Here is an 11,238-nt window from a genome sequence, read left to right on the forward strand (position 1 = left end):
GGGTGGGCGCCGGGCGGCGGCGAGGTGTACGCGAGGTCTCCACGAGGCCGGGACCCTAACCCATCCCGGTCACATAAACGTATCACTCAACTACACACCGTCGTGTCGCGCCTCCACCGCCACCCCTCAGTAAGCGAACGCGCGTGCGGTGTTCTCCGCGAGGGCCGTCGCCATCTCCTCCTCTCCGATCCCCCGGACGGCCGCCATGGCGCGTACGGTGACCGGGATGAGGTAGGGGGCGTTGGGCCTGCCCCGGTAGGGGGCGGGGGTCAGGAACGGTGCGTCCGTCTCGACGAGGACGAGGTCCAGCGGGGCCACCGCCAGGGCGTCGCGCAGCGGCTGGGCGTTCTTGAAGGTGACGTTCCCGGCGAACGACATGTAGTAGCCGCGCTCGGCGCAGATCCGGGCCATGTCGGCGTCGCCCGAGTAGCAGTGGAAGACGGTCCGCTCCGGGGCACCCTCCTCGGCGAGGACGCGCAGGACGTCCTCGTGGGCCTCGCGGTCGTGGATGACCAGGGCCTTGCCGTGCCGCTTGGCGATCTCGACGTGGGCGCGGAACGAGCGCTCCTGCGCCTCCTTGCCCTCGGGCCCCGTGCGGAAGAAGTCCAGCCCCGTCTCGCCGACGGCCCTCACCTGGTCGAGCGCGGCGAGCCGGTCGATCTCCGCCAGCGCGTCGTCGAGCGCCGCGTCCCCGCCGGCCTCCCGCGGGCCCTGCCGTGACGAGCCCTCGGGGTCGCCCAGCACGATGCGCGGCGCCTCGTTGGGGTGGAGGGCGACGGCGGCGTGGACGTTCGCGTACCGGGCCGCCGTCTCCGCGGCCCACCGCGAGCCCGCCAGGTCGCAGCCCACCTGGACCACGGTCTCGACGCCGACCAGCCCGGCCTTGGTCAGGGCCTCCTCGACCGTGCCGGACTGCATGTCGAGGTGGGTGTGGGAGTCGGCCACGGCGACGGGCAGGGGCTCGGGCAGCGGCGGCGGGGCGTCCTTGGCACTCATGCCCCGATCGTACGGAAGGCCGCCCGTACGGAGGGTCGAGCGCCCACCGTCCCCGCCGCCCACGCGAAAGACCGCCCGCACGGAAGGCCGGACGCCCCCNANNCCCCGTTCCGGCGGGTCAGTCGCGGTGGAAGAGGTGCGGCAGGCGCAGGCGGTGCGGCTCCCCGCCGCCCAGCCGGGTCGCCCCGGACCGCTTCGCCTCCGGGCTCGACACGGTGTCGGTGTCCCTCGGCGTCCGCTCCTCCAGCTCCTGGCCGATCGGTCCGGTCGCCGACACCGGAGCGGCCCTGCGGAGTGTCGCGCCGGATCCTTCGGGGTGGGGCTCGCCGTGGTCGAGGACCACCGAGATGCGGCCGGAGCCCATGATCCGTACGACGTTCCGCCCGCAGTTGGGGCACGTCGGCTTCGACAGGGGCGACGGCACGCGCCGGCCCTCGCTGCGGTAGACGACGAAGTCCTGGCCGTCGACGTCGGCGTGGTGCTCGATGTCGTACTCCTGCTCCCAGCCGTAACCGCACCTCATGCAGGTGAAGGCGTACGCCTCGTGCCCGACCGGGGCGCCGGGGGTCTCGCTCATGCCGGCTCCTTCCCGCCGCCGCGGGGGACGCCTTCGCGGGCGGCCTGCCTCAACGGGTGGGGGTTGCCCTTCTCACGATAGCCCTTTGTCCGATTCCGGGCGGCTTCGTTCCGCGTTCTTCGCGGCGACGACCGCGTCGAACACCTCCCGCTTGGGCAGCCCCGCCTCGGCGGCGACGGCGGCGATGGCCTCCTTGCGCCGCTCCCCCGCCTCCTCCCGCACCCGGACCCGGCGGACCAGCTCGGCCGCGTCGAGGTCGGCGGGCCCCGCCTCGGGGGCACCCTCGACGACGACGGTGATCTCCCCCCGCACGCCCTCGGCGGCCCACGCCGCCAGCTCCCCGAGGCCGCCGCGCCTGACCTCCTCGTACGTCTTGGTCAGCTCCCGGCACACGGCGGCGCGCCGGTCGGCGCCGAACACCTCGGCCATCGCGGCGAGCGTGTCGTCGAGGCGGTGCGGGGCCTCGAAGTAGACGAGCGTGCGGCGCTCCGCGGCGACCTCCCGCAGCCGGCCCAGCCGCTCCCCGGCCTTGCGGGGCAGGAACCCCTCGAAGCAGAACCGGTCGACGGGCAGGCCGGACAGGGCGAGCGCGGTGAGCACGGCGGACGGGCCGGGCACGGCGGTGACCCGGACGTCCCGCTCGACGGCGGCGGCGACCAGCCGGTACCCGGGGTCGGAGACGGACGGCATGCCCGCGTCGGTGACCAGCAGCACCCGGGCGCCGCCCGCGAGGGCCTCGACCAGCTCCGGCGTGCGCGCCGCCTCGTTGCCCTCGAAGTACGACACGACCCGGCCGCGCGGCTGCACACCGAGGGCCTGGGTGAGCCGCCGCAGCCGGCGGGTGTCCTCGGCGGCGACGACGTCGGCCTCCGCCAGTTCGGCGGCGAGGCGCGGCGGGGCGTCGGCGACGTCGCCGATCGGGGTGCCTGCGAGTACGAGCGTTCCTGTCACGGGGTCATCCTCGCAGCCCCGCGGGCGGCACGACCGGGCGAGTCCCGCGGGCGCGTTCCCTACGATGGCGCGGTGACCAGTACTGCACCGAAGGCCCTGCACGGACAGGACGGCCCGGGCGGGCCCGCCGCCCCCCTCGGGGGCCACGAGCCGCCCGCGTGGGAGCGGCGCCTGCGCCGGTTCGGGTACGTGCCGCGCACGGGGCCGGGGCTGCGGGAGCGACTGGTGCCGCCGTACGCCCGGGCGTCCCGCCCGTGGGGCGGGTTCGGGCTGCCGCCCCGGGTGGCGGGGGCGCTGGTGCGCCTCGCGCCGTGGGGCGGGCCGCTGCTCGTCGCGCTGGTCGCGGGGGTGCTGCGGTTCTGGAACCTGGGGTCGCCGCACGCGGTGATATTCGACGAGACGTACTACGCCAAGGACGCCTGGGCGCTGATCCACAACGGCTACGAGGGCGCGTGGCCCAAGGACGTCGACAAGGCGATCCTGAAGGACCCCGGCGCGGTCCCGATCCCGGTGGATCCGGGGTACGTGGTGCACCCGCCGGCCGGGAAGTGGGTCATCGGGTTCGGCGAGTGGCTGTTCGGTTTCGAGCCGTTCGGCTGGCGCTTCATGGTGGCGGTGTGCGGCACGCTGTCGGTGCTGATGGTGTGCCGGATCGGGCGGCGGCTGTTCCGGTCGACGTTCCTCGGCTGCCTGGCGGGCGTCCTGCTCGCCGTGGACGGGCTGCACTTCGTGATGAGCCGCGCGGCCCTCCTCGACCAGGTACTGATGTTCTTCGTGCTGGCGGCGTTCGGCTGCCTGCTGGTCGACCGGGACCGGTCGCGGCGGCGCCTCGCGGCGGCCCTGCCGGTCGACCCGGACGGGGTGCTGCGGCCGGACGCGCGGATCGCGCGGACCCTGCGGCTCGGCTGGCGGCCGTGGCGGCTGGCGGCCGGGGTGATGCTGGGCCTGGCGGCGGCGACCAAGTGGAACGGCCTGTACGTCATGGCCGCGTTCGGGCTGCTGACGGTGGCGTGGGACGTGGGCGCCCGGCGCACGGCCGGCGCGCACCGGCCGTACGCGGCGGTGCTGAGGCGGGACGTGCTGCCGGCGTTCGCGTCGACGGTGCCGGTCGCGCTCGCCGTGTACGTCGCCTCCTGGACCGGGTGGATCCTGTCGGACAAGGGCTACTTCCGGACCTGGGCGTCGACCGGCGGGGGGCGGGACAGCTCCTGGTCGTGGCTGTTCCCCGACTGGTGGCGCAGCCTGTGGCACTACGAGTCGGAGGTGTACACGTTCCACGTCAACCTCACGTCGGGGCACACCTACGAGTCGAACCCGTGGAGCTGGATCGTCCTCGGCCGCCCCGTCTCGTACTTCTACGAGTCGCCCGCGCAGGGCCGCGGCGGCTGCCCGGCGGACGCGGCGGAGAAGTGCGCCCGCGAGGTCCTGGCGATCGGCACGCCGCTGCTGTGGTGGGCCGCCTGCTTCGCGCTGCTGTACGTCCTGTGGCGCTGGCTGTTCCGCCGCGACTGGCGCGCCGGGGCGATCGCCTGCGCGGTCGCGGCCGGGTGGGCGCCGTGGTTCCTGTACCAGGAGCGGACGATCTTCCTCTTCTACGCGGTGGTGTTCGTCCCGTTCCTGTGCCTGGCGGTCGCCATGATGATCGGCGCGATGCTCGGCCCGGCCGCGCCCCCGCCGGGCCCGGACGGCTCCCCCGACCCCGACCCCGAGGGCCGCGCGGACCGGCGCCGCGCGGTCGGCGCCGTCGGCGCGGGCGTCCTGGTCCTGCTGATCGTGTGGAACTTTATTTATTTCTGGCCCCTCTACACCGGCCAGACGATCCCCATGGACCAGTGGCGGGCGCGGATGTGGCTGGATACGTGGGTGTAAGGGCCACCGGCCGGTCTCGTTCGGATAACGGGCGTCCGTTTCCCCGCTGCCCGGCATAGGGTCCCTCCCCGGGGGATCACGAGCGCGTCCGGGAACGCGCCGACCGAGGGGGGACGCGGCCATGCGCAGCGGAACGAAGGTGGCGGTCGTCGGCGGGTTGTTCGCCGTCGTCGCCGGGGGCGTCGGATACGGGGCGTACAACCTGTGGGACGGGCTGACCGGTGGCACGACCACCACCGCGTCGGCCGACGGCACGGCCAGGCGGACCGGGCCCGTCACGGCGGAGGAGACCCGCACGACGGCGGAGGGCTTCCTCGCCGCGTGGGCGCGGGGCGACGCCGCCGGAGCCGCCCGGTTCACCGACGACCCGGTCGCGGCGCAGACCGCGCTGGCCGGCTACCTGACGTCGACGCACGTCGGCGGCATGAAGGCCACGGCGGGGACGCCCACCGGGACGACGGTGCCGTTCACGGTGAGCGCCGTCGTCTCCTACGGGGGCGCCCGCGCCCCGTGGACGTACGCCTCGCGCCTCACCGTGGTGCGGGGGCTCTCCACCGGTCAGCCGCGCGTCGACTGGTCGCAGACCGTCATGCACCCGGCGCTGAAGGACGGCCAGTCGCTGAAGGCGACCTCGTCCGGCCCGCCCGCCGTCAGGGCCCTCGACCGCGACGGCGCGGAGCTGACGGCGGAGCGGTACCCCTCGCTCCGGCCGGTCCTGGACGAGCTGCGCAAGCGGTACGGCGCCGATGCGGGCGGCACCTCCGACGTGGAGCTCGCCGTCGTCGGCGAGGACGACACCCCGGACCGCACCCTGCTGACCCTGCGCAGGGGCAGGCCCGGCGAGGTCAGGACGACGCTGGACGCGGGGGGGCAGGCCGCCGCCGAGAAGGCGGTGAAGCGGTACGCCGAGTCCTCCGTGGTCGCGATCCAGCCGAGTACGGGCGAGGTGCGGGCGGTCGCCAACAACCGGAAGGACGGCTGGAACGCGGCGTTCCTCGGCAAGCAGGCACCCGGCTCCACCATGAAGATCGTCACGGCGGCGCTGCTGCTGGAGAAGGGCCTGGTGGCCGCGGACCGGGCCGCGGAGTGCCCCGCCGAGGCGATGTACCAGGGCACCACCTTCCGCAACCTCGACGGTTTCGCCATCGACGGCGGCACCTTCCGGGAGAGCTTCGCGCGCTCCTGCAACACCGCCTTCGTCAAGCTCATCGACGCCGTGGGCGACGACGCGGCCCTCGGCCGGGAGGCGCGGGACGTCTTCGGCATCGGACTGGAGTGGCGGACGGGCGTACCGTCCTGGGACGGCTCGGTGCCGCCCGAGACGGGCGGGGTGGCCGCCGCCCAGTACATCGGCCAGGGGACCGTCCAGATGAACGCCCTGACCATCGCCTCCGTCACGGCGACCGCGAAGAGCGGCGCCTTCCGGCAGCCGGTCGTCGTGCCGGCCTCCCTCGACGACCGGGAGATCGCCCGGGCGCCCCGCGCCCTGGACCCCTCGGCCGCCCGCCAGCTCCGCGACCTGATGCGCGCGACCGCCCGCGGCCAGGGCACGGGCGCGGCGGCGATGGCCGGAGTGAGCGGCGACAAGGGCGCGAAGACCGGTTCGGCGGAGGTCGACGACCAGGGCAGCGCCAACAGCTGGTTCGCGGCGTTCGCCGACGACCTGGCCGCCGCGGCCGTCGTCCAGGCGGCCGGCCACGGCGGCGACGCGGCGGGCCCGCTGGTGGCGTCCGTCCTCGACGCCCGCTGAACCACGGCCCGGGGGCGGCCNNNGGGCCGCGCCGGCCCGGCGTGCGGCGCCGGCCCGGCGTGCGGCGAGCGGGTGGGCCGATCCCGGCGAGGCGCCTGCGGCCGGGAAGCGTCCGGAGCCTGCCCGTCAGGGGAGGCGGCGGTCGCTCGTACCGTTCAGGAGGGTGTAGGCGGAAAGGGAATGGGAGGCGTAGTCAGCCCGGTCCTGATGGGCCTGTAGGCGTCGTCGCTGCTCGATGAGAAGGCCCTCGGCGTCGTCCGTACGGCGGTTGCCCCGCCGCAGGAGCACGACGATCAAGGCCAGGGCCGTCGCGACGAGCAGACCTAAGAAAACGCCGATCTCTGTCACGGATGACTCCTCTGAGTGACTGCACGTGATTTCACCGTAACAACGCGGTCGCGGCGGACGCGAAGGAGTTTCCGCCGGCAACCGGGGAGAACCGGCCTGCCGACCGCCGTTTCCCGCGACGGTCGCACCGGACGACGGACGGGGCGCGACGACGGCGCCGGGCCGGCTCGGGCCGAGCCGGGCCAGGTCAGACCGGATCGAGCCGCGGCGGGTGGGGCCGGGTCGGGGTGGACCGGGGCGGACCGGACCAGACCGGATCACGTCAAATGCAGCCGATCCCGAAATGCAGCCGATCCGGTCCGGTCGTCCGCGCGCCGCCGCACCGCCGCACCGCCCCACCGCCGCACCTCTCACCGGCGACGCCCCCGGAAATCCCTTCGGCCCCTTCGCCGTACGGCGGTAGCGTCACCTGCCATGACCACTCCGCCCGCCGCCCTGCAGACGATCCACGACGTCCCCGTCTGGGTGTGCCCCGCCGAGGGCGCGCCGGTCGCGGGTGAACAGGACGCCCTCGACCTGATCGGCGACGCCGGCTACTGGGGCGCCCGGTGGGTCGTCGTCCCGGTCGCGCGCCTCGACGAGGCGTTCTTCCGGCTGCGCACGCGGGTGGCGGGCGACATCGTCCAGAAGTTCGTGAACTACCGCATGGGGCTCGCCGTGGTCGGGGACGTCTCCGCGCACACGGAGGAGAGTCCGGCGCTCCGGGACTTCGTCCGCGAGTGCAACCGGGGCACCCAGACGTGGTTCCTCCCGACCCTGCGGGACCTGGCCGACCGCCTGGAGCCCTGACGCTCCGGGCCATCCCACGAGAACCGTCCGGCCGCGCGGGAACCGTTCCCGCGCGCCGCGCCCCCAGCGTCCAGCGGACCGGGGCACCCGCGCGGGCCCGCGAGTGGCCGTACGCGCCGAACCGTCTGTACGCCGCGCCGCCCGTATACCGAACCACCCGTACGCCCCGACCCGTTCCCGTCGCGGCGTCCGCTCGCGTGACGGGAAGCGGCCGTCCGGCGCGGGGCCGCTCAGCGTGTGTCGTGCGCATCGTCTGGGCTGTGCGCATCGTCTGTGCCGTGCATGCCATTCGTATCGTGCGCATCGTGCGCCCCGTGCGCGCACCGGGGGCAGCGGCAGGGCGGCCAGATACCCGTCGTCAGCGGCACGAGGCGGTCGGTGGGGCGGTAGGTGCGCCGCGGGCCCCAGGTGCGGCCCCCGTCGCGCGAGACCCGCAGGGTGAGCAGCGGCGCGGACCCGTCCGCTTCCCCGGTGCTCATCGCGGTGCGGGCGCGTGCCGGTGGCCGCGCAACTCGACGTTGCAGTCCGACACCCTCGACAGGTCGCCCCGCCACCGGGCGGCGGCCCGCTGCGCCACGAGCGCCTCGCACACCCGGCAGCCGGGCGTCCCTTCCGGCTCCGGCTCCGGCAGGCCCAGGTGGACGGGGCCGGTCATGGTCGTCGTCACGGTCTTCGCCGTCGTCGTCATCCGCATGGACGGGACGCTAGGGAGGAGCGGACGGTGCGCACCAGCGGATGTTCTCCCATGTTCTCGCGAGACGGACGGGTGATCCCGACTGTTCTCACGCAGAGTGCCGAATCCCTTACGGCGAGCCTGTCGATGACGCCATGCTTGGGGTGTCGGCTCCCCTTGCAGAAAGGCACGGACGATGGCGCGACGACTGCGCTTCAACGGCACCGGTTCGGGTGGGGACGGCTGCCCGGCCATTCACGAGGACATGGACAGCGGTGAGATCATCGTGCACGGTCCGCCGCTCACCGACCCGGAGGACATCGCCCGCCTCCAGCACCTCGGAGAGGGCGAGGTGCCGATCGTCGTCCCGCGAGACCTGCTCGTCGACTTCGGCCCCAGGAAGGGCGAACGCACGTCACGGGTGATCGACTTGACCGAGTTCGGGAAACTCTTCGAGACCTTCGAGCACACGGCGTGGCGCCTGGAGACACGTCGCCGCTACGCCTCGGACGAAGCGACGGATACGTACGCCCAGTTCGTGGCGGGCCGGCCCGTCCAGTGGAACTACGAGGACCGCTGGTGCACCAATGTGCGTGCCCAGACCGCCGAGGGAAAGCGGTTCGAGCGGGTCCGGATCGTCGACACTCCTCCCACTCCGGGCCAGTTGTTCCTCCTCGGCAACGCCGAACGGAACTGCGCCGTCGGAGAGGACATCCGCAACCTGTCACGGGAGGAGGCCGAACGCCTCCACCTGCCTGCCGAGGACTTCTGGCTCTTTGACTCCCGCTATGCCGCCCTGTTGAAGTTCGATGACGACGACAACCTGCTCGGCGCGGAGTTGATCACCGAACCCGTCGCGGTCAACCGGTACGCCCAGATCCGCGACGCGGCCTGGCACTACGCCGTCAAGTACGACGAGTTCGCAGCCAAGGCCCTGTCCTAAGCCGGGTTGCGAAGTACCGTGGGCCGGTGAGCACAGACTTCCAGAAGGCACGGGCGGATCTCGGGGCGCGTTTGCGGGAGTTGCGCGTTTCCGGACCACTCGGGCCGCTCACCGGCCCTCAACTCGCCCGGCTCCTCGGGTGGGCTCATTCGAAGATCTACAAACTGGAGAACGGCCGCCAGACCGCCACCGCCGCCGATCTCCAGGCGTGGGCGGAGGCCACCGGCCAACCAGGGGCGGCGGAGGAACTGCGGGCCCGCCTCGGGGGCCTGGAGTCCCACATCCGTTCGTGGCGGCGCCAACTGGCCTCCGGACACAAGCCGGTACAGGACAACATCACGGCTGAGCACGCCCGCACAAAGACCCTGCGCATCTGGCAGAACTCCCTGGTCACGGGCATGTTGCAGACACCCGATTACGCCCGCGCCGTCTTCACCCGCTACGCCGAGCTCATGGGGTCCCCACGTGACACCGAGGAGGCCGTACGCGCTCGGATCCAGCGTCAGGAAGGGCTGTACGAGCCCACGAGGCAGTACAGGATCCTCATGTGGGAAGGGGTCCTCAAGGCCCGCGTCTGCCCACCGCCGGTACTCGCGGCCCAACTCGACCGGCTCTTGAGCGTCGTCGGCCTCGACACCGTCGAGCTGGGTATCGTGCCGTTCGCGGCGCCTCTGAAGATCCCCCCGGGCAACGGATTCTGGGTGTACGACGAGCGCCTCGTCATCGTCGAGGACTGGCACGCCGAGCTGTGGCTCGACGACGCGGACACCATCGCCACCTACACGCGCGTCTGGCGCACCCTGCGCGAGTCCGCCGTCTTCGGCGCCGAGGCACAGCGGGTGATCCACCAGGCCCGTCGGGAGCTGGACGGCCGGTAGATCAGCGGCCTCCCCAAACCCGCCTGCCTCCCCGAACCCGCCCGGCTCCTGGAAGCCGGACAAGGGCACCGCCCTCCCGGAACTCGCCCGGCTCCCCGGGTCCCCGGCTTCCTCAGCCGATCGCCTTCGCCACCGCGCGGACCAGGGCCTGCGCCCGCGGGTCGGCGGTGACGCCCTTGCGCATGCCGTTGGCGACGTAGGCCAGGGAGACGCCGGACTCCGGCCAGCGGCGCGCCCGGGTTCCGGCCGCGCCGCTGGCGAGCTGTGGTCAGCCCTCGGGGGAGCCCCGGGTCAGTGGAGCTTGTCGACGGCGGTCTTCGTCGTGGTGCGGAAGGCGGTCAGCGGGGCGTCCTCGAGGTCGCCCATCTGGCCCCAGCGGACGAGGGTGACGGTGCGGCCGTCGCGGCCGACGGAGAACAGGTGGATGTCGGAGATGCCGATCTGCGGGTCGGCGGTGTCCAGGCTGTAGACCCAGGCGCCCTCCTCGACGGCGAGCTTGCCGTGGGAGGCGCTGACGGCCTGCAGGCCCGGGTTCTGCTGCTCCAGCAGGGGGCCGCAGCCGGCGAGGGCCCCGCGGAGGGTTTCGACCAGCTTCACGGCGTCGGCCTCGGTACGGGCGACGGTGGTGACCTGGACGCCGTTGGTGTCGAGCTCGGTGCTGAACTCGCGGTAGCGGGTGTTCTGCGCCGGGATCTTGTACGGGGCGCAGAGGACGCCGCCGTTCTCCGGGACGCCGGTGAAGACCTGGGTGGCGGTCCACGGCGTCGACGACGGCGGCATCTGGGAGGCGGCGAGGAAGGCGGGCTGGGCAGCGGCCTGCGCCGGGGCTGTGGCGAGGGCCGCGAGGCCCAGTGCGGCAGCGGCTGCGGTGGCGAGTGCGGTGCGGAGCTTGTTCACGGTGGTGGATCCCCCGTCGGGTCGTTCGTTCGGTCAGTGCTCGACCAGCGTGGGGCCGGCGCCCGCCGGCTGCAACGATCACGCGCCCACCAGCCGTCCCGGAACCATTCCACCCCCGCTGACGTGCAGGGACGTGAAGGATGGGACGCAGGGTCGAGGGGGATGGAATGCCGAAGGACGCCGCCGTCGAGGAGTTCGCGGGGCTCGTGCGCGCGCTGAAGGCGCGGGACGGGAGGAGTTACGAGGCGCTGGGCCGGCGGCTGAGTGTCAGCGCGTCCACCCTCCACCGCTACTGCTCGGGCGCGACCGTCCCGGAGGAGTTCGCCGTGGTCGACCGCCTCGCCCTGCTGTGCGGGGCGGACGAGGAGGAACGGCGGGCCCTGGAGGCGGCCTGGACGGAGGCGGACCGCGCCCGCCGCCGAGCGGCCTCGCCCGCGCCCACGCCTGTGCCGGCCGTGTCGGCCGCGCCGGAATCGAACCCGGAACCGGCCGCGCCGGAACCGGGCCCCGGCCCCGCCCCGGACCCGACCGCGCCGGACCCGTCCGCCGNGGATCTGTCCGCGCCTC

The 11,238-nt window shown here is 73.7% G+C and carries 12 protein-coding genes; 6 read left to right on the plus strand and 6 right to left on the minus strand.

Features of this window, described 5'->3' with window-relative positions; translation table 11 throughout:
- Positions 1-126: 126 nt before the first annotated feature.
- The 3 genes from MW084_RS11360 to rsmI form a co-directional block, all read right to left on the minus strand.
- Positions 127-996 carry a TatD family hydrolase gene (locus MW084_RS11360; protein ID WP_010469785.1) on the minus strand — a complete coding sequence of 290 codons (870 nt, stop codon included), beginning with the start codon at positions 994-996 and terminating at the stop codon, positions 127-129.
- A 118-nt stretch (positions 997-1,114) separates the two neighbouring features.
- Positions 1,115-1,573, minus strand: a complete 459-nt coding sequence (locus MW084_RS11365; RefSeq protein ID WP_010469783.1) for a hypothetical protein — start codon at positions 1,571-1,573, stop codon at positions 1,115-1,117.
- 72 nt (positions 1,574-1,645) lie between these two features.
- Positions 1,646-2,524 (minus strand): 16S rRNA (cytidine(1402)-2'-O)-methyltransferase, encoded by an 879-nt coding sequence (gene rsmI / locus MW084_RS11370; RefSeq protein ID WP_010469781.1) that lies wholly within the window; start codon positions 2,522-2,524, stop codon positions 1,646-1,648.
- Between the two features lie 72 nt (positions 2,525-2,596).
- Here rsmI and MW084_RS11375 point away from each other — a divergent pair, with 72 nt between their 5' ends.
- Entirely contained in the window at positions 2,597-4,393 is a 1,797-nt protein-coding gene (locus MW084_RS11375; RefSeq protein ID WP_010469780.1) for a dolichyl-phosphate-mannose--protein mannosyltransferase, read from the plus strand.
- A gap of 121 nt (positions 4,394-4,514) precedes the next feature.
- Positions 4,515-6,143: a penicillin-binding transpeptidase domain-containing protein gene (locus MW084_RS11380; RefSeq protein ID WP_010469778.1), complete on the plus strand. Its 1,629-nt coding sequence runs from the start codon at positions 4,515-4,517 to the stop codon at positions 6,141-6,143.
- Between the two features lie 126 nt (positions 6,144-6,269).
- Here MW084_RS11380 and MW084_RS11385 read toward each other — a convergent pair whose 3' ends face one another.
- Positions 6,270-6,491, minus strand: a complete 222-nt coding sequence (locus tag MW084_RS11385) for a hypothetical protein (RefSeq protein ID WP_010469777.1) — start codon at positions 6,489-6,491, stop codon at positions 6,270-6,272.
- A 414-nt stretch (positions 6,492-6,905) separates the two neighbouring features.
- Between MW084_RS11385 and MW084_RS11390 the strand changes: the two genes are divergently transcribed.
- Positions 6,906-7,280: a DUF4180 domain-containing protein gene (locus MW084_RS11390; RefSeq protein WP_010469776.1), complete on the plus strand. Its 375-nt coding sequence runs from the start codon at positions 6,906-6,908 to the stop codon at positions 7,278-7,280.
- A 475-nt stretch (positions 7,281-7,755) separates the two neighbouring features.
- Here the strand turns inward: MW084_RS11390 and MW084_RS11400 are convergent, their stop codons facing one another.
- Positions 7,756-7,974, minus strand: coding sequence for a hypothetical protein (locus MW084_RS11400; RefSeq protein ID WP_010469775.1), 219 nt, complete (start codon positions 7,972-7,974; stop codon positions 7,756-7,758).
- A 175-nt stretch (positions 7,975-8,149) separates the two neighbouring features.
- Between MW084_RS11400 and MW084_RS11405 the strand changes: the two genes are divergently transcribed.
- Both MW084_RS11405 and MW084_RS11410 read left to right on the plus strand, forming a co-directional pair.
- The gene (locus MW084_RS11405) at positions 8,150-8,896 is read left to right on the plus strand and encodes a DUF6879 family protein (RefSeq protein WP_010469774.1); all 747 of its coding nucleotides are present in this window, start codon (positions 8,150-8,152) and stop codon (positions 8,894-8,896) included.
- Between the two features lie 26 nt (positions 8,897-8,922).
- Positions 8,923-9,774, plus strand: coding sequence for a helix-turn-helix domain-containing protein (locus MW084_RS11410; RefSeq protein WP_010469773.1), 852 nt, complete (start codon positions 8,923-8,925; stop codon positions 9,772-9,774).
- Between the two features lie 291 nt (positions 9,775-10,065).
- On the opposite strand, the gene MW084_RS11415 is transcribed toward MW084_RS11410, so the two are convergent.
- The gene (locus MW084_RS11415) at positions 10,066-10,671 is read right to left on the minus strand and encodes a hypothetical protein (RefSeq protein WP_010469771.1); all 606 of its coding nucleotides are present in this window, start codon (positions 10,669-10,671) and stop codon (positions 10,066-10,068) included.
- 167 nt (positions 10,672-10,838) lie between these two features.
- On the opposite strand from MW084_RS11415, the gene MW084_RS11420 reads away from it, so the two are divergent.
- A partial coding sequence (locus MW084_RS11420) for a helix-turn-helix domain-containing protein (protein WP_275563575.1) occupies positions 10,839-11,220 on the plus strand: 382 nt, incomplete at its 3' end.
- Positions 11,221-11,238 lie beyond the last annotated feature (18 nt).

The sequence above is a fragment of the Streptomyces sudanensis genome (assembly GCF_023614315.1).
In the GTDB taxonomy this organism is placed as follows: domain Bacteria; phylum Actinomycetota; class Actinomycetes; order Streptomycetales; family Streptomycetaceae; genus Streptomyces; species Streptomyces sudanensis.

What these genes read in the sequence shown, in the direction of transcription:
- MW084_RS11400 (WP_010469775.1), bottom strand. Translation starts at nt 7,974, where the DNA reads ATGCGGATGACGACGACGGCGAAGACCGTGACGACGACCATGACCGGC.
- MW084_RS11405 (WP_010469774.1), top strand. Translation starts at nt 8,150, where the DNA reads ATGGCGCGACGACTGCGCTTCAACGGCACCGGTTCGGGTGGGGACGGC.
- MW084_RS11390 (WP_010469776.1), top strand. Translation starts at nt 6,906, where the DNA reads ATGACCACTCCGCCCGCCGCCCTGCAGACGATCCACGACGTCCCCGTC.
- MW084_RS11380 (WP_010469778.1), top strand. Translation starts at nt 4,515, where the DNA reads ATGCGCAGCGGAACGAAGGTGGCGGTCGTCGGCGGGTTGTTCGCCGTC.
- MW084_RS11365 (WP_010469783.1), bottom strand. Translation starts at nt 1,573, where the DNA reads ATGAGCGAGACCCCCGGCGCCCCGGTCGGGCACGAGGCGTACGCCTTC.
- MW084_RS11360 (WP_010469785.1), bottom strand. Translation starts at nt 996, where the DNA reads ATGAGTGCCAAGGACGCCCCGCCGCCGCTGCCCGAGCCCCTGCCCGTC.